This is a genomic window from Actinomycetospora straminea, from assembly GCF_028737255.1.
GTDB lineage: Bacteria > Actinomycetota > Actinomycetes > Mycobacteriales > Pseudonocardiaceae > Actinomycetospora > Actinomycetospora straminea.
The window spans coordinates 18,308-42,090 of record NZ_JAQZAN010000025.1; the positions used below are offsets into that span (position 1 = coordinate 18,308).

At 74.0% G+C, this 23,783-nt stretch carries 25 protein-coding genes; 11 read left to right on the plus strand and 14 right to left on the minus strand.

Translation table 11 applies throughout. The annotated features are described in order from the left end of the window. Positions 1-10 precede the first annotated feature (10 nt). Positions 11-628 carry an NUDIX hydrolase gene (locus PH190_RS26135; RefSeq protein WP_274234467.1) on the minus strand — a complete coding sequence of 206 codons (618 nt, stop codon included), beginning with the start codon at positions 626-628 and terminating at the stop codon, positions 11-13. Between the two features lie 37 nt (positions 629-665). Continuing rightward, positions 666-1,004, minus strand: a complete 339-nt coding sequence (locus tag PH190_RS26140) for a DUF3024 domain-containing protein (protein ID WP_274234468.1) — start codon at positions 1,002-1,004, stop codon at positions 666-668. A gap of 170 nt (positions 1,005-1,174) precedes the next feature. Between PH190_RS26140 and PH190_RS26145 the strand changes: the two genes are divergently transcribed. The 3 genes from PH190_RS26145 (at position 1,175) to PH190_RS26155 (ending at position 3,282) form a co-directional block, all read left to right on the plus strand. Further along, positions 1,175-1,648 carry a hypothetical protein gene (locus tag PH190_RS26145; RefSeq protein WP_274234469.1) on the plus strand — a complete coding sequence of 158 codons (474 nt, stop codon included), beginning with the start codon at positions 1,175-1,177 and terminating at the stop codon, positions 1,646-1,648. A gap of 182 nt (positions 1,649-1,830) precedes the next feature. Continuing rightward, complete coding sequence (locus tag PH190_RS26150) at positions 1,831-2,409, plus strand: peroxidase-related enzyme (RefSeq protein WP_274234470.1); 579 nt, start codon at positions 1,831-1,833, stop codon at positions 2,407-2,409. Between the two features lie 9 nt (positions 2,410-2,418). Next, on the plus strand, positions 2,419-3,282 hold the full coding sequence (locus tag PH190_RS26155; RefSeq protein ID WP_274234471.1) for an NAD(P)-dependent oxidoreductase: 864 nt from the start codon (positions 2,419-2,421) through the stop codon (positions 3,280-3,282). A gap of 81 nt (positions 3,283-3,363) precedes the next feature. Here PH190_RS26155 and PH190_RS26160 read toward each other — a convergent pair whose 3' ends face one another. From PH190_RS26160 to PH190_RS26180, 5 genes are all read right to left on the minus strand, one after another. Beyond that, on the minus strand, positions 3,364-4,587 hold the full coding sequence (locus PH190_RS26160; protein ID WP_274234472.1) for a glycoside hydrolase family 6 protein: 1,224 nt from the start codon (positions 4,585-4,587) through the stop codon (positions 3,364-3,366). 171 nt (positions 4,588-4,758) lie between these two features. Further along, positions 4,759-6,717 carry a radical copper oxidase GlxA gene (gene glxA / locus PH190_RS26165; RefSeq protein WP_274234473.1) on the minus strand — a complete coding sequence of 653 codons (1,959 nt, stop codon included), beginning with the start codon at positions 6,715-6,717 and terminating at the stop codon, positions 4,759-4,761. Beyond that, positions 6,714-9,617: a glycosyltransferase family 2 protein gene (locus tag PH190_RS26170; RefSeq protein WP_274234474.1), complete on the minus strand. Its 2,904-nt coding sequence runs from the start codon at positions 9,615-9,617 to the stop codon at positions 6,714-6,716. Before PH190_RS26170 ends, glxA begins: the two co-directional genes overlap by 4 nt. A 353-nt stretch (positions 9,618-9,970) precedes the next feature. Further along, complete coding sequence (locus tag PH190_RS26175; RefSeq protein ID WP_274234475.1) at positions 9,971-10,507, minus strand: metallophosphoesterase family protein; 537 nt, start codon at positions 10,505-10,507, stop codon at positions 9,971-9,973. A 2-nt stretch (positions 10,508-10,509) separates the two neighbouring features. Further along, entirely contained in the window at positions 10,510-10,971 is a 462-nt protein-coding gene (locus tag PH190_RS26180; protein WP_274234476.1) for an SRPBCC family protein, read from the minus strand. A 60-nt stretch (positions 10,972-11,031) separates the two neighbouring features. Between PH190_RS26180 and PH190_RS26185 the strand changes: the two genes are divergently transcribed. After that, positions 11,032-12,393 (plus strand): cytochrome P450, encoded by a 1,362-nt coding sequence (locus tag PH190_RS26185; RefSeq protein ID WP_274234477.1) that lies wholly within the window; start codon positions 11,032-11,034, stop codon positions 12,391-12,393. Between the two features lie 51 nt (positions 12,394-12,444). Here PH190_RS26185 and PH190_RS26190 read toward each other — a convergent pair whose 3' ends face one another. Further along, on the minus strand, positions 12,445-13,653 hold the full coding sequence (locus PH190_RS26190) for an acyl-CoA dehydrogenase family protein (protein WP_274234478.1): 1,209 nt from the start codon (positions 13,651-13,653) through the stop codon (positions 12,445-12,447). A gap of 103 nt (positions 13,654-13,756) precedes the next feature. Here PH190_RS26190 and PH190_RS26195 point away from each other — a divergent pair, with 103 nt between their 5' ends. From PH190_RS26195 to PH190_RS26205, 3 genes are all read left to right on the plus strand, one after another. Continuing rightward, positions 13,757-14,191, plus strand: coding sequence for a limonene-1,2-epoxide hydrolase family protein (locus tag PH190_RS26195; RefSeq protein ID WP_274234479.1), 435 nt, complete (start codon positions 13,757-13,759; stop codon positions 14,189-14,191). 82 nt (positions 14,192-14,273) lie between these two features. Then, positions 14,274-14,453, plus strand: a complete 180-nt coding sequence (locus PH190_RS26200) for a YegP family protein (protein ID WP_274234480.1) — start codon at positions 14,274-14,276, stop codon at positions 14,451-14,453. 283 nt (positions 14,454-14,736) lie between these two features. Then, positions 14,737-14,988, plus strand: coding sequence for a hypothetical protein (locus PH190_RS26205; protein WP_274234481.1), 252 nt, complete (start codon positions 14,737-14,739; stop codon positions 14,986-14,988). Between the two features lie 41 nt (positions 14,989-15,029). On the opposite strand, the gene PH190_RS26210 is transcribed toward PH190_RS26205, so the two are convergent. After that, positions 15,030-15,482, minus strand: coding sequence for a DUF1772 domain-containing protein (locus tag PH190_RS26210; protein ID WP_274234482.1), 453 nt, complete (start codon positions 15,480-15,482; stop codon positions 15,030-15,032). Positions 15,483-15,570: 88 nt separating this feature from the next. On the opposite strand from PH190_RS26210, the gene PH190_RS26215 reads away from it, so the two are divergent. Next, the gene (locus tag PH190_RS26215) at positions 15,571-16,140 is read left to right on the plus strand and encodes a TetR/AcrR family transcriptional regulator (RefSeq protein WP_274234483.1); all 570 of its coding nucleotides are present in this window, start codon (positions 15,571-15,573) and stop codon (positions 16,138-16,140) included. 72 nt (positions 16,141-16,212) lie between these two features. Here the strand turns inward: PH190_RS26215 and PH190_RS26220 are convergent, their stop codons facing one another. Continuing rightward, positions 16,213-17,073 carry an alpha/beta hydrolase gene (locus PH190_RS26220; protein WP_274234484.1) on the minus strand — a complete coding sequence of 287 codons (861 nt, stop codon included), beginning with the start codon at positions 17,071-17,073 and terminating at the stop codon, positions 16,213-16,215. Positions 17,074-17,236: 163 nt separating this feature from the next. Here PH190_RS26220 and PH190_RS26225 point away from each other — a divergent pair, with 163 nt between their 5' ends. Then, the gene (locus PH190_RS26225) at positions 17,237-18,205 is read left to right on the plus strand and encodes an AraC-like ligand-binding domain-containing protein (RefSeq protein ID WP_274234485.1); all 969 of its coding nucleotides are present in this window, start codon (positions 17,237-17,239) and stop codon (positions 18,203-18,205) included. Between the two features lie 41 nt (positions 18,206-18,246). On the opposite strand, the gene PH190_RS26230 is transcribed toward PH190_RS26225, so the two are convergent. Beyond that, positions 18,247-19,377 carry an aminotransferase class V-fold PLP-dependent enzyme gene (locus tag PH190_RS26230; protein ID WP_274234486.1) on the minus strand — a complete coding sequence of 377 codons (1,131 nt, stop codon included), beginning with the start codon at positions 19,375-19,377 and terminating at the stop codon, positions 18,247-18,249. Positions 19,378-19,498: 121 nt separating this feature from the next. On the opposite strand from PH190_RS26230, the gene PH190_RS26235 reads away from it, so the two are divergent. Further along, positions 19,499-20,473 (plus strand): GlxA family transcriptional regulator, encoded by a 975-nt coding sequence (locus PH190_RS26235; RefSeq protein WP_274234487.1) that lies wholly within the window; start codon positions 19,499-19,501, stop codon positions 20,471-20,473. A gap of 58 nt (positions 20,474-20,531) precedes the next feature. On the opposite strand, the gene PH190_RS26240 is transcribed toward PH190_RS26235, so the two are convergent. Next, the gene (locus PH190_RS26240) at positions 20,532-21,743 is read right to left on the minus strand and encodes an acyl-CoA dehydrogenase family protein (RefSeq protein ID WP_274234488.1); all 1,212 of its coding nucleotides are present in this window, start codon (positions 21,741-21,743) and stop codon (positions 20,532-20,534) included. 13 nt (positions 21,744-21,756) lie between these two features. Further along, positions 21,757-22,293, minus strand: coding sequence for an SCP2 sterol-binding domain-containing protein (locus tag PH190_RS26245; protein WP_274234489.1), 537 nt, complete (start codon positions 22,291-22,293; stop codon positions 21,757-21,759). An 87-nt stretch (positions 22,294-22,380) separates the two neighbouring features. Here PH190_RS26245 and PH190_RS26250 point away from each other — a divergent pair, with 87 nt between their 5' ends. Next, complete coding sequence (locus PH190_RS26250; protein WP_274234490.1) at positions 22,381-23,049, plus strand: TetR/AcrR family transcriptional regulator; 669 nt, start codon at positions 22,381-22,383, stop codon at positions 23,047-23,049. Positions 23,050-23,125: 76 nt separating this feature from the next. Here PH190_RS26250 and PH190_RS26255 read toward each other — a convergent pair whose 3' ends face one another. After that, positions 23,126-23,620 (minus strand): hypothetical protein, encoded by a 495-nt coding sequence (locus PH190_RS26255; RefSeq protein WP_274234491.1) that lies wholly within the window; start codon positions 23,618-23,620, stop codon positions 23,126-23,128. Positions 23,621-23,783: the final 163 nt, after the last annotated feature.

Consider the following 23,783-nt stretch of genomic DNA (forward strand, 5'->3'; position numbering starts at 1 on the left):
CGCGCGTCACTCAACGCCAGGCGAACACCGGTTGTTCCAGCCCGTCGACGCGGGTGGTGCGTCCGTGGAGCGCCACCTCCCGGAACTGCAGGAGCACCGCCGCCGTCGGCGCGTGGATGAAGTGGCCCACCAGCGGCATCTGCACGACGGGCCGCGGCGACTCCTCGATCTCGTGGAACAGCGGCTCGACGTCGAGCTCGTCGAGGGTGATGTGGAACAGCTGGCTGACCTCGTCGGGCGAGGGCCGCAGGTCGGCGACGACGCCCGCGGCGGCCATCACCACCGGGGTGATCACGAAACCCGAGCGCGTCGGGTAGTCGTCGAGCAGGCCCAGCACCGTGTCGGCGTCGAGGCGCAGACCGAGCTCCTCGTCGAGCTCGCGGCGCGCGGCGGTGACGACGTCCTCGCCCGGGTCGACCGACCCGCCGGGCAGCGCGAACTGGCCGGGGTGGTCGCGCAGCCGCGAGGTGCGGCGCGTCAGCAGCACCCCGGGCCCGCGCTGCGGGTCGTCGAGGACGACGACGGCGACGGCCGCGGCGCGCAGGTCGGGCCGGTGGGCGGCGACGCGGTCGTCGCGGTCGTGCGTGCGCACGCGCGCGGCGACCTCGGCCGCGGTGGCCGGGCTCATCGGGCAGGGCTCGTCGGGGCGGGGCTCGTCGGGCGGATCATCCCCAGAAGATGCCCGTCGGGTCGGCGTCGATGATGTCGAGCAACGGGGCCGGCGAGCTCGCCTTCGACTCGTCGGGGTAGCGGTGCCAGCGGCCGCTCGAGTCGGGCCAGAGCAGGATCCACCGCTCCTCGTCGGGCAGCAGACGCAGCTGGGCGAGCGGCTCGGTGGTCCAGCCGGTGCCGAGCTCGGGGAACACCGGGGCGCGGCGGGCCGAGATCGTGATGCGCCCGGCCCGCTCGGTGTAGGAGATCCGCAGCTGGTCGCGCTGCTCCGCGGGCACGCGGCGGGCACACCACTGGCGCACGAGCGCGCGGTGTTCGTCGGCGACCTGCACGGGACTCACTGTGACACGTGCGCCCGCTGGGCCGGGAGTGCCCCGCGCCACGCCCCTCCGGGCGAGGCGTGCTCACCACCCGGTCCGGGGGTGGGCGGGCCCGCCTGCCAGCATGCGCACGAGCAGCGCGAGGAGAGGTGACGGCCGTGGGTTCTCGAGCGGGTTCTCGGGTGGGCCGCGTCGTGGTCGGCACGGTGGCGGGGCTCGGGCTCGCGCTGGGCGTCGCGGCCTGCGGTGGCTCGCCGGCGCCGGGGACCCCGGGTGCGTCGGTCCCGCCGTCCGCCGCCGCGCCCGCGACACCCGACCCGGCGGTGCAGCCCTACTGCGACGCCGTCACCCGCGTCCAGGCCGAGCAGGCGGCGCCCGGCGCGGGCGCCGGCGGGGTGATGCCGTCCTCGGACGCCGCCCGCCGCCAGGTCGCGGACCTCGTCGCCACCGCCCCTCCCGAGATCGCCGCCGAGTGGCGCACGGTCCAGGCCCTGACCGACCAGGCGCTGACCTCGCTCGCGGAGACCGGCGGCGACCCCACCCGCATCGACCGCGCCGAGCTCGAGCGCCTGCAGCGCGAGGCCGGCCCGGCGGTGGCGCGCATCCAAGAGGTCACCCAGCAGCGCTGCGGCATCACCTTCCGCCCGCCGGGCTGAGCTCGCTGGGTGCACTCGCCGGGGGGCGCTCGTTGGATGCGCTCGCGGGGGTGCACCCGCGGGGTCTCGGGGGTGGGGAGCGAAGGCGTCCCTCGCGGCGTCCCACGCAGCGGAGGCGTCCCTCGCTGCCCGGGCGCCGCCACCCCTGGCCGCGTCGACATCCCGGTCCTACCGTGCGGCGGGTGACCGATGCCGTGAGCCGCTTCCCCGTCGTCGAGCTCGACGACCTCCCCGACGACCTGCGCGAGCGCGTCGGCGCGATCGCCGAGCGCTCGGGGTTCGTGCCCAACATCTTCCGGGCGCTGGGCCACCGGCCCGCCGAGCTGCGGGCGTTCCTCGACTACCACGACGCGCTCATGGAGCGGGAGTCGCCGCTGTCGAAGGCCGAGCGCGAGCTCGTCGTCGTCGCGACGTCCGGCGCCAACCACTGCACCTACTGCGTCGTCGCCCACGGCGCGATCCTGCGCATCCGCAGCAAGGAACCCGAGCTCGCCGACCACGTCGGCATCAACCCCTACGGCGCGTCGCTCGACCCGCGCCGGCGGGCCATCGTCGACCTCGCGCTGGCCCTCGCGCTGGACTCCGCGTCGCTGTCCGAGGACGACCTCGACGCCGCCCGCGACGCCGGGCTGTCCGACGAGGAGATCTGGGACGTCGGCGCGATCACGGCCCTGTTCGCCATGTCGAACCGGCTCGCCCACCTCACCGCGCTGCAGCCCAACGCGGAGTTCTTCGGCATGGGCCGCGAACCGCGGGGGTAGGCCGCGGGCATGAGCGATGCAGGTCCGTCCGTCGCCGTGCTCGGCACCGGGATCATGGGCGCGGGGATGACCCGCAGCCTGCTGCGCGAGGGCCTCGCGGTCACCGTGTGGAACCGCAGCACCGAGAAGGCGTCACCCCTGGCCGACGACGGCGCGCGCGTCGCGGAGACCGCCGCCGAGGCCGTCGCCGACGCGGACGTCGTCATCACCATGCTCTTCGACACCGACGCGGTGGCGCGGACCATGGAGCCGGTGCTCGGGCGGATGCGCGACGGCGCGGTGTGGGTGCAGACCAGCACGGTGGGGATCGAGGGGACCGACCGGCTCGCCGCGCTGGCCCGTGACGCGGGCGTCGACTTCCTCGACGCCCCGATGCTCGGCACCAAGGCGCCGGCGGAGAACGGGCAGCTCGTGGTGCTCGCCTCCGGACCGTCGTCGCTGCGCGCGACCGTGCAGCCGGTGTTCGACGCCATCGGCGTGCGGACGCAGTGGGTGAGCGAGACGGTCGGCGACGCCAGCAGGCTCAAGCTCGCGATCAACGCCTGGATCGGCGTCATGGTCAACGGCATCGCCCAGTCGATCGCGCTCGCCCGCGGGCTCGGCCTCGACCCGCAGCAGTTCCTCGACGCCGTCGACGGCGGCGCGGTCAACGCGCCGTACGTGCAGCTCAAGGGCAAGGCGATGATCGACGGCGACTACACGCCCTCGTTCGAGCTCGACGGCGTCATCAAGGACACCGACCTCATCCACGAGGCCCTGCGCGAGGCCGGCGTCGACGCCACGCTCGCCACCGCCGTCCGCGACCGCCTCGGCGTCGCCTCCGACGGCGGCCACGGCAGCGAGGACATGGCCGCCGTCGTCCACGCCTACTAGTCGCCTCGCGCCACGACGGGCAGCCCGTCGCCCTGATCCGTCGGGATCCGTGCTCGACCCGTCGGCGCTGTCCGGTGGTCGCTAGTCGCCGGGGGTGTTGTTCGCCAGGTCCAGGGCGTACTGCGGCCAGAACTCGCCGGCCGCCGGGGCGCCGCGGCAGTCGCCGTCGGAGTCGCCCGGCTCCTTGACCCACAGGAACGCCGCGACGCGCGGGGAGCCGGTGTCGCGGGTCGGCGGGGCGCCCAGGGCCCGCCCCGGCGGGTTGCACCACGTCGGCTGCTCGGGGCCCTCGTAGCTGCCGTTGCCGTTGCGGCTGGTGTCGATGACGTACCGGGCGCCGCCCACGGCGTCGGACACGCGGTCGCCGTAGGCGCGCACCTGGTCGGTGGTCATGAAGTTCGAGACGTTGAGCGCGAAGCCCGCCGCCTCGCCGACGCCGCTCGTGCGCAGGCCGCCCGCGAGCTCGTCGACGTTGGTGACGAAGCCCGGGTTGCCGGCGTCGATGTAGACCTCGCCGCCGGCCCGGGTCAGCGTCCGGACGGCCTCGGCGAGCAGCTCCTCGCGGCCCTCCTGCTCGCCCTCGCCCTCGCAGTTGGTGAGCGTCTGGGGCAGGGCGTCCGGCTCCAGGATCACGACCGCGCGGTTGCCTCCCATGCCGCGGGCGAAGGCGCCCAGCCACTCGCGGTAGGCGTCCTCGTTCTCGGCGCCGCCGCTGGAGTACAGGCCGCAGTCGCGGTTGGGGATGTTGTAGGCGGTGAGCACCGGGGTGCGTCCCGCGGCGCGGGCCTGCGAGACGACGCCCGCGACCTCGCCCTCGACGCCGCCGGTCTCGCCGGTCGGCCAGATGGCGACGGGCTGGCGCGCGATCTTCTCCAGCGCCGTCGCCTCGTCGCTGCGGCCCTCGGCGCGCCACGCCTCGACCTGGCGCGCCGCCGAGGAGGCGGGGTCGACCCAGAACTCGGAGGCGGCCGGGGCGACCGGCGCGCCGCCGGCGTCGCCGCCGCCGTCGGAGCTCGTGCCGCAGGCCGCGATGCCGACCGCCGTCACCAGCGCGACCGCGGCGGCCACCCCGGCGACGACCCAGCCGCGAGTCGGTCCGCGGCGCGCCGCGGCACGGCGCTCGCGACGATCACCGGGGACGGGGGCGTCGGCCGGCTCCCGGCGGCGCTCCACCCGCTCGGTCGGGGCACCCGACGCGACCGGGATGGGCTGGGTCGCCGGCTCCGGCGGCTGCGTCGCGCCGCGCGGCGCGTCCGGGGTGACCGGTCCCGCCTCGCCCCGCGTCGTCCGTCCATCACGTGCCACCGTCGAGCCACCCCCGGGCCTGTTCGTCCATCCGGCCCCAGGCTCTCAGGCCACCCCGTGGCGCCCGTGTGGGGGGAGGCACCGCCCGTCGCGGCCCGGCGGCCGCTCGGCGGTGCAGGCCCGCCTCCCGGTCCGTCGGCGACGCCCCGGGCCGTCGGGCCGCGACGGACGTCACGTCTCCTCCAGCGGCCCGGGCGCCGGGATCTCGACCCACTTGGCCACCGAGGGCACGCCGCGGTCGTCGACGAGGAAGAGCATGTAGCGCCCGGGCGGAGCGATCGTGGGGTCCTCGGGCACCGTGAACGACACCCCGCCGTCGCGCTTCGTGATGTCCAGGGCGATCGAGCGCTGGCCCGTGTCCGTCACGTGCGTGGACGCCATCGGCGCCATCAGGCGGGCGGTCGCGATGCGCGGGGCGTCCGGCGTGGCGACGGTCAGCGTGTCGCCCAGCGGGGCCGTCGGCGGCGAGTCCGCGATCGTCGGCTGCGGGCCCTTGAACAGGTAGGGCGGCGTGAAGATCTCGATGCGCTGCTCGAAGGTGCCGGGGATGGTGCCGGCGGCGTCGTTGAACAGCGGGTCCGAGCCGACCGTCATGACCCGGCCGTCGGGCAGCAGCAGGCTCGCCGCGTGGTAGTTGCGCCCCACCTGCGGGTCCGCGGCGTAGTCCAGCGTGTTGGTCTGCGGTCGGTAGATGCGCGCGTTGTGGTTGTCCGAGGCGCCCTTGCCGCGGTAGTCCCGCGACCCGTTGCTGATCAGCATCGTGTCGTCGGGCAGCGTCGTCAGGTTCGGGTAGCGCGTGCCCTCCGGCAGCATCGGCCCCGGCTGCCAGGTCGGGTTCGGGCTGTCGAGGTCGATGGTGTCGATGCGCGCCGACGAGCGCGGGCTCTCCCCGACGCCGCCGCCGCCGACCACGGCGACCCGCTGCTCCTGCACCGGGCCCGCCCAGGCGGACCCCGCGGTCTCGAGCAGGTCGGGGTCGCGCATGCCCGGGATCGGGGTCAGGACGTTGTTGCGCAGGTTCCAGAACCCGGGCACGCGGCCCTGCTCGGCGGGCCCGTAGCCGGCGTTGGCGCCCGAGTAGAAGAGCACGTCCTCCCGCGCGGTCTGGAACAGCGCCGGGTAGGTCGGGAAGTACTGCGTGAGGTCCTTGCGCTCGGTCCAGGTCCGGGTGGCCGGGTCGTAGATCTCGTTCTGGCCGTTGAGGACCTCGCCGGTGCCGTCGAGGCCCGACACCGAGATCACGGTGCCGTCGGCCAGACCGGTCAGCGTCGGGTACCAGCGCTTGAACACCATGTCGCCCACGCGCTCGTAGGCCTCGGTGTACGGGTTGAACTCGTAGGTCTCCTCGATGCCCTGGTAGTCCTGCTTCTCCAGGGTCATCCCCTGCCCGAGGGCGTAGAGGTTCTGCTCCTCGCCCGGCGGCACGCCGTTGATCACGTACTGCCGCGGCCCGACGGCGACGTAGCGCGGGCCCGGCTCCACGGCCTCGGCGAACACGACCGTCTCGCTGGCGGTCACCGTCGCGCCCCGGCGGGTCGCGACCTTCGTCGCCGGCTTGACCTCGAACGGGTGGGTCGAGCGGTAGACCAGGCCCTCCGGCGAGCGGAACTCCGTGCCGGCCGGGAACGAGCGCACCGGCGCGTCCGGGTTCTCGTTCTTGACCGTCACGCCGCCGGCGGCGTTGGTGACCGCGCCGTCGAGGCGCTCGTAGCGCTGGGTGCCGCCGGCGACGAGCAGGTTGCCCGAGGCCAGGAAGGTGTGGCCCGAGCAGAACATGTCGTCCGGGGTGGGGACGACGCGGCTGCGCCCGGTGGCGGGGTCGTACACGAGGCTCTTGAAGGTCCCCGCGTTGAACATGTCCTCCTTGTTGCCGGAGCCGGCGATGAGGAGGATGCGCCCGGTCGGGAGGACCGCGGCGTGGATCGCGTTGACCTTCTGGTCGTCGGGGAGCTCGACGACGTCCCACTTGCCGAACTTCTCCTTGTACTCCTGGCTGTTGATCAGCCGCTGGTGCCGGAGCTCGGAGATCCACGACCACGCCGGCGGCACGTTCACGCCGAGCATGACCGCCGGGACGATGACGAGGAGCAGGAAGCGCTTGACCCGTCTGGTCAGTCCCTGCTCGATCAACTCGCCTCCGTCCGTCGCCCGTCGAGGTCCGGTGACACCCCCGCGGGTGTCGGCCGGGAGGGACCGGCCACCGCGGCCAGCGCCACCACGCGCACCGCGACCGTCGGGGCGTTCGCGGACACGGCATCGGGCGCGCGGGTCCCACCGTGTCGTTCGTCGGGCCGCTTTGCTGTTTCGTTACCGATGCTAGACCCCGCCGAGACCGGGATCACCGGCTGGACACCGTCCGCCTCGAGCTCGGCCGCCGACGAGAGCAGCATCGGGGGCCGTTCGCGGCGCGGACCGGGTCGCGGCGTGGTGCCGCGCCCGGCACCGGGACGCGGGGTCGGGGCGGGCGCCGGGGTGGGACGCGGCGCGCCCGGACGCGCCGGGTCCTGGTGCTCCGCGGCGGGCGCGACGTAGCGCCCGCCCTGCTCGGCGGCCGCCGGACGCTCGCCGGGGCGCTCCCCGGGCCGCTGGCCGGGCGGGGCGAACGGGCTCGGCCCGGGCCGCGGGGTGGGCGTCGGGCGCGGGTGCGGCGTCCCGGGCGGGGTCGCGGCCGGACGCGGCCGGGCAGCCGGCTGCTGGCCGGGCTGGACACCGGGCTGAGCGGGCTGGACACCGGGCTGGCCGGGTGGCGGCACGGGCTGCTGGCCCGGCGGCGGCACCGGCGGGCGACCCGCCGGGCGCGGGCCGGGCGGGGGCACGGGCGGCTGGCCCGGCTGACCGGGCTGGGCCCCCGGGTGGGCCGCCGGCCGAGGCTGGGGCTGGCCGGGCTGGGCCGGCTGGCCGGGCTGGGCCGGCTGCCCGGGATGGGCCGGCTGCCCGGGATGGGCCGGCTGGCCGGGCTGACCGGCTGCCGGACGGCGCGTGCGGGGCACGGGCGAGGGGGCCGGGTCGATCGACGGCCCGTCCTCGCGGCGACGGCGACGACCACCCGGGGCCGGGCGGCCCTCCAGCTCCGTGGCCGGCGCCTCCTCGCGCTCGCGGCGCGCCAGCGCCGACGTCCGCACCCAGCCCGGGGGCAGGTCGCCCTCGAGCGGCGGGCGCGCGGCGCCGTCGTCTCCCCGGCGCGGGGAGCGGCGGGTCGTGCTCCCCGCGGCGAGCAGGGCGTCGAGGGCCGCCCGCTCGAGCGTCTCGGTGGTGACCCCGGAGCGGCCGTCGGGGAGCACCGGCGCGGGGTCGATCGCGGGCTGGCGGCCCACGATGCGCTCGACGAGGCAGAGCACCGGCGGGGCGAGGCAGGCGACCAGCGCCACCGCGGGCCAGAGCAGCACCGCCGGCGTCGCGTAGCCCTGGATGATCGCCAGCACGATCGCGCCGGTGAGCAGCGCCGCCCACTGCAGGTGGCGCCGGAAGGTCAGGATGTGGTCCGCGCTCGACGACAGGCCCTTGGGCGTGACGACGAACTTCGCGGGCAGGCGCAGGATCGTCGCGATCAGCGACGCCGCGAAGATCGGCGACGCGAAGATCGACATCAGCATGCCCTTGACGCCCGAGGAGCCCTCGGCCTCGTAGGGGCTGACGTTGTAGCGGCGGTTGCGCAGGTAGACCCAGAGCTGGAAGGCCGTCGCGTCGATGTAGAGCGCCAGCCACAGCTGGACCGGCACGACCACGCCCTGGACGCCCAGGGCGAGGAAGAGGCAGGCGTTCACCGCCCCGAGCACCCACCCGATCGCCATCGACGGGTAGAAGGTCGTGATGAGGATGTAGTGGAGGGCGCGGCCCGGCGAGAGGCGGGGCAGCCGCAGCCACATCTCCTTGAGCAGCACCTCGAACGTGCCGCGCGACCAGCGCATCTGCTGGCTGAAGAAGTCGCCCCACGAGGACGGGCCCTCGCCGACGGCGAGCACGTCGGGGGTGTAGACCGACTTCCACCGCCGGCCCGAGAGCGGGTTGCGGCGGACGTGGAACTTCAGGCCGGTGGCCATGTCCTCGGTGATCGAGTCCGACAGGCCGCCGATGCCCTGCAGCGCGCTGATGCGCACGGCGTTGTTGGTGCCCACCAGCATGGCCGCGTTGTAGCGGTTGGCCGCGCGCTGGATCAGCGAGTGGAACGGGAACTGCTGCGACTCCGCGGCGCGGGTCACGAACGTCTCGTCGTTCGCGTAGCACTGCGGGCCGACGACGAAGGCGACGTCGGGGTCGCGGAAGTAGCCCAGGATGCGCTCGGCGTAGTTCGGCAGCGGCACGTGGTCGGGGTCGACCGACAGGAACACCTCGTACGAGTCGCCGTGCTCGGCGACCCAGGCGTTGTAGTTGCCGTGCTTGGTCTTGGCCTTGAACGCGCCCTTGCGCTGGTTGTACTTCGCGATGCCCTTGCGGGTGAAGTGGTTGACGCCGAGCTCGCGGCACATGGCCTTGACCTCGTCGTCGTCACCCTCGTCGAGGATCCAGACGTCGAGGATGCCGTCGTACTGGATCCGCAGCGCCGCCTGCAGCGTGCCGCGCACGACGTCGATCGGTTCCTTGCTGGGGACGATCGTGGTGAGGAAGGCGATGCGCCGGTCGGGCTCGGGCGGCACCGGCACCGGGTCGCGCGCGATGACCGAGGCCAGCGACAGCGACAGCACGTTGATCAGCCGCAGGAGCTCCATGAGGCCGATCGAGCCGATGACGACCCAGTTCGCGTAGATCGCGAAGGTCGATCCGAAGACCGGTGGGCGGTGCGACGGGTGCAGCAGCCAGAGGAAGAAGAGCGCCTCGAAGGCGAAGTTCAGGCCGGCGACGAGCAGCGACCGGGCGACGCGTCCGCGCCCGTGGACGGCGTCGACACCGCGGTAGGCCACGCGGTACGGGCCGTCGGCGGGGTCGGGCTCACGGATCGGCCCGGCGAGCTGGGAGAACTCCTGGATACGACGGCCGACGACGAGTTCGGACTCGTCGACCTCGTCCGGGGGTCGCTCGGCAAGAAGGGTCATCGGCGGTTTCGTCTCGATCCCCGCGATGCCACCGGCAGCACCCACAGCACCGCAGCGGTGATCGTCACGAGCCTCCCGTCGTCGTCACACCCCCGCGGGCTCGCGAGGGAGCGGTACCGCCGACGCGCCGTCCTCCCGTCCGGGTCATCGGTCGTCCCCAGGGACCGCTGGTGCTCCACCGGCCCCGGAAACGGTAAGCGCATCACCCACCGTGCTCACCGAGGGGGACGGGTCGTCCACCGACCCGTGGCCCACGACCAGCATCCTCGCCGATCGTTGGCCCGATCGGGGGGCGTCGGGCCTTCCACTCACCCAACAGCACCCGTCCGTGGCCGATGACGCACGGTAGTACGTCACCTACTGCGAGGCGCACCGGGTGGCAGCTCGTGGGTGCGCACGGCGGACAGGACGCCGTCGCGGATCTCGGCCGTCATGTACGTGCAGGCGGGCTGGCGGCGCCGCTCGGTGGGCGAGCCCGGGTTGAGCAGCCGCACGCCGCCCGGGGTGGTCGTGTCCCACGGGATGTGGCTGTGACCGAAGACGAGGACGTCGACCGGGGTGTCGCCCCCGGGCCCGAAGCGCGCGTCGCAGCGCTGCTCGCGCCCCTGCGCCGCGCCGGTCTCGTGGGTGACGGCCAGGCGCAGCCCGCCGACCTCGGCGACGGCGGTCTCGGGCAGGCGCGCGCGGAGGTCGTCGCCGTCGTTGTTGCCCCAGCAGGCGACGAGGCGCGCCGAACGCACCTCGACGGCGTCGAGGAGCGCGGGGTCCATCCAGTCGCCGGCGTGCACGACCACGTCGGCCGCGTCGATCTGCTCCCAGAGCTCGGCGGGCAGCGCGCGGTTCGGGTAGCGCGGCGTGAGGTGGGTGTCGGTGGTGAGCAGGAGGCGCACGGCTACCGCTCCAGCAGCAGCGAGTGCAGCGCCACCAGCGCGAGCGGGGCGTAGGGCAGGACGACGAGCGCGGGGCCGGTGGTGCGCAGCCAGGTCCGCGAGCGCACGTGCGGGCCGTCGTCGGGGCGCGGCTCCTCGACGCCGTGGTCGAGGTGCAGGCGGACCGGCCCGACCCGCACGCGCCACGACCAGGTGCGCGCCGCCTCGTCCACCGCGAGGACCTCGAACGGCACGTGCACCACCCCCGCCGCGCGCACCGTGCCGCGCAGGCCCTCGTGCAGCCGCCGGGGCTGCCCGCCGGCCACGGCGTCGACGGAGACGCCCGAGATCTGCGGTGCCCAGTGCGGCCAGCGGTCGAGGTCGGCGTAGCGCTCCCACGCCGCGTCGGCGGGGAGCGGGCCGGTGGCGCGGAGCGTCGTCTGCACGCCGGGGACGTACCCGCCGCGACCCTGGACGACGAACACATACTCCGAGTATGGTCCGCGTGGTACGACAACGTACCGAGTCGACCTCCGGAGGCCGCCGTGGCCCTGTCGCTGCCCTCGTCCGTCGCCCGCTCACCGCTGGGCACCACGCTGCGCTGGGGCGCCACCCACGGGCTGATGCGCGCCGCGATCCGCCGCCAGGTCCGCGCCGGCAACCCCGACGCGCGCCTCCTGCTCGACCCGGTCATGCAGGCCGACCCGTTCCCGCACTACGAGCGCCTGCGCAGGTCCCACCCCTTCGCGGCCGGCGCCTTCGCGCGGCTCACGGTCCACCACGACGTCGCGACGACGGTGCTGCGCAGCGACGACTTCGGCGTCACCCACCCCAACCAGGTCGTGCCCGCGCCGGCGAAGGCCGCGCTCGCGCTGGCCGGGCCGACGCGCCACCCCGGGCCCATCGACCCGCCCTCGATGCTCGCGGTCGACGCGCCCGACCACCCGCGCTACCGCAAGCTCGTCAGCCGCGCCTTCACCGCCCGGCGGGTCGCGGCCCTGCGCGAGCGGACCGGCGAGATCGCCACCGAGCTCCTCGACGCCATGGACCGCGACGTGCGCGCGGGCGAGGAGGTCGACCTCGTCGCCCGCTACGCGAGCCTGCTGCCGGTCACGGTCATCAGCGAGATGCTCGGGGTGCCGACCTCGATGCGCGAGCAGTTCCTGGCCTGGGGCGACGGCGCGGCCACCTCGCTGGACATGGGGCTCACGCGCCAGGCGCACGCGTCCATGGAGCGCAACCTCGCCGCGCTGCACGACTGGATGCGCAACCACCTGCGCCGCCTGCGCCGCGAGCCCGGCGACGACCTGCTCTCCGGCCTGGTCGGCGAGGTCGACGACGACGGGACGGGCCTGACCGAGCAGGAGCTCGTGTCGACGGCGCTGCTCGTGCTCGCCGCGGGGTTCGAGACCACCGTCAACCTCATCGGCAACGGCACCACCCAGCTCTTCGCCCACCCCGAGCAGCGCGAGCTCCTGGCCGCCGACCCGTCGCTGTGGCCGAACGCGGTGGACGAGGTGCTCCGCTTCGACCCGCCGGTGGAGCGCACCGCGCGCCGGGCGAAGGTCGACACCGAGGTGGCGGGCGAGCCCGTGCCCGCGGGGGACCTCGTCGTCACCGTGCTCGCCGGCGCCAACCGCGACCCGCAGGTGTTCCCCGACCCCGCCGTCTTCGACGTCGCGCGGGCCAACGCCAAGGAGCACCTCGCGTTCTCCAGCGGCCCGCACTTCTGCCTCGGCGCGCAGCTCGCGCGGATGGAGGGCGAGGTGGCGCTGCGGGCGCTGTTCGAGCGCCACCCGCGCCTGGCCCCGGCCGGACCGCCCCGCCGTCGTCCCACCCGCATCCTGCGCGGCTACGCCGAGCTGCCCGTGCACCTCGAGCCGGCCGGTGCGCTACCGCGCAGGTGAGCAGAAAGGAGTGCTCCGGCACTTCTTTCTGCTCACGAGGGCGGAGCGCACCTAGGTGAAGGCGCTGTGCCCCGTGATCTCCCGGCCGACGATGAGGGTCTGGATCGTCTCGGTGCCCTCGAACGTGTGGATCGACTCGATGTCGGCCATGTGCCGCACCACGTGGTTGTCGAGCAGGATCCCGTTGCCGCCGAGCAGGTCACGGGCGTGGGAGAGCACCCACCGCGCCTTGCGGGTGTTGTTCATCTTCGCGAGGCCCGCGATGGTCGGGGCGAGGTCGTCGTCCTCGGCCAGCTTCGCGATCTGCATGCAGTAGAGCTGCATCCCGGTCAGCTCGGCGAGCATCTGGACCAGGCGCTCCTGCACGATCTGCATCCCGGCCAGCGGCTTGCCGAACTGCTTGCGCTCCAGCGCGTAGCGCAGCGCGGCGTCGTAGCCGGCCGTGGCGTGGCCCAGCGCCATCCACGCGCAGGTGCCCCGCGTCGTCGCGAGGACCCGACCGGTGTCCTTGAAGCTCTCCGCGCCGGGCAGGCGGTCGCGCTCGGGCACCCGGACGCCGTCGAGGCGGATGTCGGCCTGCCACACCGAGCGCATCGAGCCCTTGCGCGGGATCACCGAGCCCTCGTAGCCCGGGGTGGTGGTGTCGACGAGGAAGCCGAGCACCGCGCGGGTCTCGACGTCGCGCGCCCACACCACGGTCCGGCCGGCGATGCTGCCGTTGCCGATCCAGCGCTTGCGCCCGTCGAGCACCCAGTCGTCCCCGTCGCGGCGGGCCGACGTCTCGAGCGACACCGAGTCCGACCCGTGCTCGGGCTCGGTCAGCCCGAAGGCGCCGACGAGCTCCAGGCGCGCCATCGCGGGCAGGAACTCCTGCTTCTGCTCCTCGGAGCCGAGCATCGCGATCGACTTCATCGCCAGCCCCGACTGCACGGCGTGGAAGGTCGCGAGGCTGCCGTCGCCGCGGGCGAGCTCCATCGCGACGAGCCCGCAGGTCAGCGGATCGAAGCCGGGACAGCCGTATCCGGTGATGTCGTCGCCGACGATGCCGAGGTCGGGCAACCCCTTGATGACCTCCCACGGCATCTCCGCGGCGTCCCACGCCGCCGGCGCGGCCGGGCTGACGACGCGGTCGACGTAGCGGCGCACGGCCATGAAGGTGTCCCACTGCGCCTCGGTGAACCGGCGGCGCACCGAGAAGAAATCGGTGCCGAGGGCCTCGGTGAGCGGTCCCTGGCTGTCCACGCTGCTGTCGGCCGTCATGGAGACTCCTCGCCCGGGGGCCGGGCCCTCACGCGGTCCCCGCCCGGTGCTCTTCCGTTCCCCGTCACCGTGATCGCCACGCCACCCGTCGAGGAGTCCGCCGATGTCCACCCCCACCGAGCCCGCCGAGCCCGCCGCCGTGGTGCGCGCGTTCCTCGCCGACCTCGAGCGGCTCGACCTCGACGCGGCGTGCGCCCACCTCAGCCCCGACGTCGTCTACGAGAACGTGTCGCTGCCCCCGGCGCGCGGGATCGGGCCGACCCGGCGCGTGCTCGAGCAGCTCACGCGCCGCGCCACCGGCTTCCGCGCCGAGAACCACCGGATCGCCGCCGACGGCCCCGTGGTGCTGACCGAGCGGACCGACACCATCGAGATCGGGCGCCTGCGCACCTCGTTCTGGGTGTGCGGGACCTTCGAGGTGCACGACGGCGCCATCACGCTGTGGCGCGACTACTTCGACTGGGCCGCCGTCACCGGCGCGTTCGTCACCGGCGCGGTGCGGGCCCTGGGGTCACTGGTGCCGAGTCGACGCCCCTGACCGGGGCGGATGCCCCCGGCGTGCGTCCGTTCGTACTAACGTCCGCGCTCGCCAGCACGTTCAGCATCGAGCGGAGGAAGTCATGGCGGGCAAGTTCGAGGTGTACCAGGACAAGGCCGGGAAGTACCGGTTCCGGCTCAAGGCCGGCAACGGCCAGATCGTCGCCTCCGGGGAGGCCTACGAGACCAAGTCGGCGGCCCGCAAGGGCTGCGAGTCGGTCCAGAAGGCCGCCGACGGCGCCCCGATCGAGGAGACCGTCTAGCGGTCCGCCCCCGTTCGGAGGCGCTGCAGGTCCGGTCGGGCCGCGGAACCCCGCCCGACCGGACCCGCCACGACCCGGCCGGCCGCCGTCCTGGACGTTCAACGACGAACCTGTCGTCTCAACGCATCCAGATGCCTCGTCAGGTTCCGTCCACCCCGCCGGTGGGGGTATATCCCCACCCCAACGTCACCCGTGTGGCCGTACGCACCGCCGCGGCCGGCACGGAACCGCGGCGACCCGTCGGACCTCGTCCGCCGCGCCGCGGCTGCGTCAGGGGGAGTGGATGGACGGACAGGCCCACGCCGGGGAGGACCGTCGCGATGGTGCCGAGTACCTCGTGGTCGTCGTCGACCCGGTGGGTCGCTTTCGCGACGCCTACGGCCCGTACGCGCTCGGCGCGGCCCACCGCGAGGCCGACCGCCGGCGCCGCGCCCTCGCCGCGGCGGGCGAGCTGACCGCCGACGTGCGGATCGCCCGGCACCACCCCGTCAGCATCCCGAGCCAGCGCGGACCGCGCCGGAGCTGGGACATCTGACCTCGGAGCGTCGTCTCGGAGCGTCGTCTCGGAGCGTCGTCTCAGAGCGTCGTCGCCGCGACGAGGACCAGCACGAAGGACGCGACGATGAGCGCGACGCGGCCGAGGTGCAGCCGGTCCCACCGCCGGTGCTGCTCCCGCCAGTCGTCGGGGTGGTGCTCGGCGGTCCACGTCCGCGAGCGGTTGTTGATCGGCACCAGCAGGGCGATCGACAGCACGACGCTGACGGCCAGCAGCAGGCCCGCGACGAGGGCCGTGGCGGCGGCCGGCGTGCCCCACGTGGCGGCGGCCAGGGCCGCCGTGAGGACGAGGGAGCCGACGTACCACCACGGCATGACGCGACCCAGCACGCGCCCGCCGTCCGCGCGACCGGCCAGGGACGCGCCCGCCGGGAGGCGCAACAGGATCGGGTTGAGGACGGCGGCCACCGCGAACTCGACGCCGACCATGAGGCCGATGACGGTCGCGGTGACGACCGCGAGGACGGATGTCATGGGACGACACCTCTTTCTAGCGTTGCTAGGTTTTCTAGCTTTGCTAGACTAGGCCGCGCACGAACCTCACGGCAAGGGGAGGAGCACGGTGCCGGAGCAGACGACGCGGCAGCGGCGCACCGCGGAGCGCCGCCGCGACATCCTGGCCGCCGCGCGCGAGCGCGCCGATGCCGACGGCTGGTCGGCCGTGACGACCCGGCACCTCGCCGACGCCATCGGCTACACGCAGCCGGTGCTCTACAGCCACTTCCCCGGCGGCAAGTCGGAGATCATGTCGGCGGTCGCGCTCGAGGGCTTCGTCGAGCTCGCGCGGCGGTGCCGCGCCGCGCTCGGCACCGAGCGCGGGCCACGGGCGGTCGAGGCCGTGGCCGGTGCCTACCTGGACTTCGGGCGCGAGCACCCCGCGGTCTACGAGGCGATGTTCCAGGAGCCCATCGACGCGCGGTTCGCCCGCGAGGACACCCCGCCCGAGCTGCGCGCCGGGTTCGACACCCTGGCCGAGGCCATCGGTGACGCCGACCGGGGCGCGGCGACCGAGGTGTTCTGGAGCGCCCTGCACGGCATCGGCCTGCTGGAGCGCGCCGGCCGCATGCGCCCGGGCGACCGGGCCCTACGCGTGGCCGACCTCGGGGTCCGCTTCGCCGCCGGCGCGCGGTAGTCGGCGCCGGGGCGGCCGGCCACGGGGACTGCCCCCCGTGACCGGCGTCGACCACGGCTCGACCTCGCCGAGCTACTTCACGAAGCGGCTGATGAAGTCGAGGCAGGTGCGGGCGACCTCCTCCCAGCCCGAGTCGATCGTCAAGGAGTGGCCGCGGCCGGGGATCTCGGTGAACTCGGTGGGGAAGTGCTCGTTGCGCCGCTGGGCCTCGTAGGTGGCCTCGGCGATGGCGTGGGGTGCTTGGTGGTCGAGCTCGCCGGAGACGACGAGCATGGGACCCCGGTCGTCGCGGGTCTTCTCGGCCTTCACCTCGGTGGCGGGGTTGAGGTTGGCGAAGGCCGCCTGGAAGAGAGGGATGCCGGAGCCCGCGACGTGGAACTGCTCGTAGAGCTCGCGGGCCTCGTCCTCGGACACGGCGTTGGCGAAGCCGTACCGGAACTGGTCGAAGGTCAGCGTCACCGCTCGGTGCCGGTTCGCCGGGTTCGCCAGCACGGGCGACGCCGCCTTGAGCGCGGCCACCGGGAGGGGCAGCACGCCGCGGGACGGCGCCGGGTCGACCGCGCAGGTCGCGGCCGAGAGGCCTCGTCCCGCCAGGATCTGCACGAGCACCCCGCCGAAGGAGTGCCCGATCAGCGCGGGCTTGCGGTCCAACCGCTCGATGATCATCTGCTGGTAGGCGGCGACGTCGCCGACGCTCTTGCCGGCGAACACCTCGGGGTGCGCGTGGGCCTCCTCGACCGAGAGCGGGTCGTCGGGCCAGCCCGGGGTCACGGCGACGTAGCCGGCGTCCTCGAACAGCGCCGCCCACCGGTCCCAGCTGGAGTCCAGCAACCACAGGCCGTGGACGAACACCACCGGCTGCTTGCCCGACGCGTTCGCTCGCTCGATCTCCTGCTGCTCGCCCTGCGTGGGCGAGAGCGTCGTCTCCGTCATGGGATTCCTCCTGCTGGTCGAACCGGGTGCGGTGGTCCGACCATGGACACGCGTGAGACCTTCGAGTGAGCTGGTTGCGCACGACGCTGTGCCATCCGTGCAGGACACGGCCCCGCAGCGTCTCGAGGCCGGGGACGCTCACCCCTCATCAGGAGTTGGTCACGTGCTGTCTCTGAGCATCGAGGACGTGCCCGCCCGCGATCGCGTCGACTTCCTCTACGAGACCATCTGGTCCAGCGTGCTGCCCGTCGAGATGACGTTCGCCCCGAACCCGGCGGACATCGATGTCCGGTTCCGTGTCGGGCAGGCCGGCCGCGTCAACGTCTCGTCGGCACGCTCCAGCGCGAACGCCCTCCACCGCACGCCGGCACTCGTGCGCCGCGACCACGAACCGCAGCTCTTCCTCGCCGTGCAGACCGCCGGGACGACGGTCGTCGAGCAGGGCGGCAGCCGGGCCGTGCTGCGACCCGGGGACATGACGGTCTACGACAGCACCCGCCCGTACACGGTGGAGAACCGGGAACTCACCGAGCTGCACTACGTCCGCATCCCCCGCGACGCGCTGGCCCTCCCCGATCGACGTCTGACGCCGCTGCTGGCGGTCCGGATCGGCGGGGACACCAACCCGCTCGCGCCGGCGGTCGGCTCGTTCTTCGGCACGCTCGCCACCTCGGACGCCCTCGACCACCCCGACGCCGCTCGCCGTGTGGCGGAACCCGCCATCGAGCTGATCCGGGCCATGCTCGCGGTGCACGGCGGTGCCGACCACCAGGCGCGCGCCTCGTCGGAGGGCTCCCTCGTCCTGCGGGTGACGCAGTACGTGCGCGACCACCTCCACGAGCGGGACCTCGGCCCCCACCGCATCGCCGCTGCCCACCACATCTCCGTGCGGCACCTCTACGCCGTCCTCGCGGACGCCGGTGTCGGGAGCCTGCGGGCGATGATCCAGGAGCAACGGCTCGACGCGTGCCGCCGGGATCTCCGGGACCGGCGTCACGCCCACCAGGCGGTCGCCACGATCGGGCGTCGCTGGGGATTCGTCGACCCGTCGCACTTCGGCCGGGTCTTCCGGCAGACCTTCGGATTGACCCCGGCGGAGTGGCGTCGGGGAGCCCCGACCGACGAGCGCTGACCCGTCGTCACCCGCTCGTCCGTCGGGCGTGTCGTCAGGAACTATCGCCGTAGCGTCGCGAGGGCCGCGACGAGGCGGTCGATGTCCTCGCCGGTGGTGTGGAGGTGCGGCGACAGGCGCAGCGACGAGCCACGGACGGCGGCGAAACACCCTGCGTCGCGGAGCGCGGGCACGACGTCGTCGCGGACACCGGCGGGGAGGTCCACGCCGAGCACGTGGGGCCCGCGCGGGTGGGCCACGGGCTGCAGGTCGATCCGGCCCAGACGCTCGGCGATCACGTCGGTGGTCGCGCGGAGGGCGGCGGCGATGTTGACGACGCCCCAGCTCAGGAGCTGCTCCACCGCGGCGATGGCCATCGGCGTGAGCTCGAACAGGGTGCGCTGGCCCTGGTCGAAGCGACGCGCGCCGGGCTGGTACCCGTCGCGGTACTCGGTGAGGCGGGCGAAGTCCTCGGAGCCCTCGCGCACGATCCAGTTCTCCTCGATCGGCTCCCCGTCCCGGTGCGCCGGAGCCAGCCAGAGGTAGCCACGGCCGAAGGGGCCGAGCAGCCACTTGTACCCGACGCTGACCACTGCGTCGGGCTGCAGCGCCTCCACGTCGAGCGGGACCGCACCGAGGCTCTGGCTGGCGTCGACGACCAGGCTCGCGCCCACGTCCCGCGCGCGGTCCGCGACCGCGGCGAGGTCCACCCAGGTCCCGTCGGTCCAGTGCACCTGCGGGCTGCTGATCACCGCGGTGCGCTCGTCGACGGCGTCGAGGATCGCCTCGGTCCAGGTCTGTCCGTCGGCCCGGACCACGGTGACCACCCGTGCCTCGTGACGGGTCGCGAACCGTCGCCAGGTGTACACACCCGACGGGTACTCGTCGGCGAGGACCACGACCCGGTCGCCCGGCTCGGCGCGGAGGTTGGCCGCGACCGCGGCGAACCCGTAGCTGGTCGACGGGACGAGCGCGACGCCCTCGGCGGTGCTCCCGAGCAGCTGCCCGACCAGGCCGCGCAGGGTCTCGACGTCGGTGAACCAGTCCTGCGGCCCGATCGTCCAGGGCTGGCCTCGTCGGCTCAGTGCCCGCCGACCGGCGTCGGCCACGGCGTGCAGCACCGGAGCGAGGTTCGCCGTGTTGAAGTAGGCCACCTCGTCGGGGACGTCGAACGCGGCCCGGAGGTCCGCCACGTCGCCCAGAGGGGTCGTCGGTCCGGGGGAAGAGGGCACCGACCGATCCCACCAGCGTGTTCGGCAGCACCGGAGTGGCAGGCCTGTCCACCTTGCCGCACTTCCTGCCACCCTGTCGGCGATGGAGGACCACCTGCGGATCGAGTCGGTCGCGGTCGTCGTCGACGACGGCGTGGCACCGTTCGAGCTGGGCGTGGCGTGCGAGCTCTTCGGGCTCGACCGCTCCGACCAGGGACTTCCGGTCTACGAGTTCGGCCTCGCCGCCGTCACCCCCGGGCCGGTGGCCACCACCGCGGGCTTCGCCGTCTCGGTCGCCGAGGGTCTGGACCGGGTCGGCAGCGCCGACCTCGTCGTGCTGCCCGCCGGCACCTGGACCGAGCGTGGACCCACCCCCGACCTGCGGGCCGTCCTGCACGCCGCACACGACCGCGGTGCCCACATCATGGCGATCTGTCGCGGGGCGTTCGTGCTCGCCGCGACAGGTCTCCTCGACGGCCGCCGCGCGAGCACGCACTGGCGCTGGGAGGAGCAGTTCCGCCGGCTCTTCCCGCGCGTGCACCTCGACACCGACGCGCTCTACGTCGACACCGGCGCCGTGTCGACGTCGGCCGGCACCGCCGCCGGGATCGATCTCGGCCTGCACCTCCTGCGCCGCGCCCACGGCGCCGCGACCGCCGCCGAGATCGCCCGGCGCATGGTGGTCGCCCCGCACCGCAGCGGCGGCCAGGCCCAGTACATCCGCCGGCCGATGGCCGTGGGCGCCGAGGACGCCACGCTCCAGGACACGCTGCAGTGGGCGCTCGATCGGCTCCCGGCCGTGATGACCGTCGACGAGCTCGCCGCCCACGCGAACCTCGCGCCCCGGACCTTCGCCCGCCGGTTCCACGAGACGTGTGGGACCACCCCTCACCGCTGGCTCGACGGCCAGCGGGTCGACCGCGCACGGCAGCTGCTCGAGACCACCGACCTGACCGTCGCCGCGGTCGCCGCCCGCTCCGGCTTCGGTTCCACCGACGCGCTGCGTGCCGGTTTCGCCCGACACCTGGGCACCACACCGACCCAGTACCGCCGGAGCTTCCACGTCGGGGTCGGGTAGCCGCTCCCGGCCGGTCGGCGTCCCCGGCGAGGAGGTCGCCGAGGACACCGACCGCGGGTCAGGCGATGTGCCGTCCGCTGATGGCGCGGGCGATCACGAGCTGCTGGATCTGCTCGGTGCCCTCGAAGATGTCGTAGATCTTGGAGTCGCGGTGCATCCGCTCGACGGGGTGGTCGCGGGAGTAGCCGGCGCCGCCGAGGATCTGGATGGCCCGCTCGGTGGCCCACACCGCGACGCGGCCGGCCTTGAGCTTGGACATCGAGCCCTCGCCGGCCTCGAACGCCACGCCGTTGCGGCCCATCCACGCCGCGCGCCAGACGAGCATGCGCGCCGCGTCGATCTCGGTCTTGATGTCGGCGAGCGTGAAGGCGATCGACTGGTTGTCGATGATCGGGCGCCCGAAGGTCTCGCGGCCCTTGGCGTACTCGAGGGCGTACTCGTAGGCCGCCCGCGCGATGCCGATGGCCTGCGCGCCGACCGTCGGGCGGGAGAGCTCGAAGGTCTGCATCGCCGCCGAGCCCTTCGACTTCACGCCCTCGCGGGCGCGGGCCAGGCGCTCGTCGAGCTTCTCCTTGCCGCCGAGCAGGCAGGAGCCGGGGACCTTGACGTCGTCGAGGAAGACGTCGGCGGTGTGCGACGCCCGCAGCCCCATCTTCTTGACCTTCTTGGCCGTCTCGAGGCCCGGGGTGTTCGGCGGGACGACGAACGCCGCCTGCCCACGCGAGCCGAGCGAGGAGTCGACGACCGCCTGCACGACGTGGATGTTGGCGATGCCGCCGTTGGTCGCCCAGGCCTTGGCGCCGTTGAGCGTCCACTCGTCCTTGGCCTCGTCGTACGTCGCGCGGGTGCGCATGGCCGACACGTCCGAACCGGACTCGGGCTCCGACGAGCAGAACGCCGCGACCTTGACGTCGCCGGCGTCGCCGTAGCACTGCGGGATGAACTCGACCATCTGCTCGGGCGTGCCCGACGAGAAGATGCCGGCGACGGCGAGCGTGGTGCCGAAGATCGCCATCCCGATGCCGCCGTCACCCCAGAACAGCTCCTCGTTGACGATCGGCAGGGACAGGCCGGTCTCGTCGCCCCAGAAGCTGGCCAGGGTCTCGAAGTTGTAGAGCTCGATCTTCGCGGCCTCCTGCAGGACGGGCCACGGGGTCTCCTCGCGCTCGTCCCACTCGGCGGCGGCCGGGCGGATGACGTCGGCGGCGAACCCGTGGGCCCAGTCGCGGAGGTCGGTGTGCTCCTCGGAGAGCTCCATCGAGAAGGTCATCGCGGGTCTCCCGTCACGCCGTGGGGATCGTGAACATCTTCTGCAGCGCCGTCGCGAACCCGACGTCGCCCGACACCTTGAGCTTGCGCGTCATGAACAGCGTGACCGGCGAGGCGTTGTTCGTGACCACCTTGAGGAACTGCGTGCCGTCCATCGTCAGCTCGGTGCGCGGCTCCTCGGCGAGCTGCTCGGAGACCTCGCAGGTGCCGTGCTGCATGGCGGTCTGGTAGCTGTCGCTGCCACCGTCCGCGGCGCCGGTGATGTGCCAGTGCACGACCTGGCGCTTCGCGCTCGAGCCCTTCGAGGAGTAGAACTCGGCCATCCGCCCGAAGATGGCGTCCAGCACGGGACGGCGGACGTCGGAGGACATGACGGTCTCGAGCTGGCCCTTGCGGGTGCTCTTGACCAGCCGCGCGAACAGGGAGGGATCGATGTCCTTGCCCCCGCCGTCGGCCAGGCCGTCGCGCAGGGCGTCGACCAGCTGCTCGTCGGACAACGACTTGGGGTCGACACTGCGACCCAGCTCGTTGACGTCGATCTTCTCGGGCACGGCTTCACTCCGGCGTGGTCGTGGTGTCCGGTACTGGCGGTCCCGCCAACGCGCCATACTTTACGCGCCGGTAGATACGGTGCAAGCGTGACCTCGGAGACCCCGCGCCGCCGCCTGGCCCCGGAGGTCCGCCGCCGCCAGGTGCTCGACGCCGCGGTCGCCGTGTTCTCCGAGGAGGGCTTCCACGGCGCGTCGATGGACGCCGTCGCCGCGCGGGCGGGGGTGAGCAAGCCGCTGGTCTACGCGCACGGCGGCAGCAAGGACGAGCTGTTCGCCGCCTGCCTGCGCCGCGAGGCCGAGCGGCTGCTGCGCTCGGTGCAGACGGCGGCCGGGGCGCCCGGCGAGGCACCGCTGGTGCGCCTGCGCCGGGCCCTGCGCGCCTTCTTCCACGCCCTGACCATGCAGCGCGCGGGGTGGACCGTGCTCTACCGGCAGGCGTCGACGGGGCCGTTCGCCGGCGAGGTCGACGCCCTGCGCCGGCGCATCGTCGAGCAGGCCGCCGACCTGATGGCCGGCGGCCTGGGGGTGCCCCGCGCGGTGGCGCTGCCCTACGCGCACACCGTCGTCGGTGCTGCCGAGGGCCTCGCGGACTGGTGGCTCACCGACCCCGACGCCGGCGAGGCCGCCCGGACCGACCCCGACGTCGAGCCCGCCGACGTGCTCGCCGACATGCTGGTCGCCGTCGTCGGGCCCGGGCTCGACGCGCTGACCGGCGGTGCCATCGGGGTGTCTGCGACCGTCTCGGACGAGCGCTAGACGGGCGGATACGGCGCGATCGACGCCCACGCCGCTCAGGAGCAGCGAGGGCGCCGATCCGGTGGTGAGCGGGTGGTCAGCGGCTGGTCGGCGCCCTGTGGTGCCCCCGCGTGAGCGCGTTCGCGACGACGGGGGACAGCGGGCGCGTCGGGCGCGGCGACAATTCGGGCGTCGCGTCCGTGGCGGAGTCGGTGGGCTCGTCGGTCTCGGCGGGCACGGTCGGGGCCTCGATCTCGATCCACCCGGGCGCGAGCTCGGTGAACCGGACGTTCGGCACGCCGAGCGCGTTCGCCAGGTGCCGTCCGGCCTCCTGGGCGTCCTCCCAGATCTGGGCGGGGCGCAGGTGGACCGTGAAGCGCAGCGGCGGGCCGAGGTGGATCGCCGTGAGGTCGGGGACGACCAGGGTGGCGCCGCTGGGCGAGTGGACCTTCTCGGCCAGCCGGCCGCGGATCGCGGCGGCGCGCCACAGCTGGCGGACCTCGTGCTCCCGGAACAGGATCTCGGCCCACCTCCGGTCCCGGCGGGGGCCGCGCGTCCCCGGTTCGGGTCGGGCGCTCGCGATCAACGTCATGGTGGCCTCCCGACCTCGCGGACCGCCGGGGCGGCCTGTTCTCGCTGCTCAGGAGCCTGCTCGCGGGAGAGCCACGCCACGAGGGAGCGCTCCCCCGAGCGGCGGGGGCTGTCCCCCGGGACGGGGAGGGCACGCCCCCACTCAGCCCCCGCCCACTCAGCCC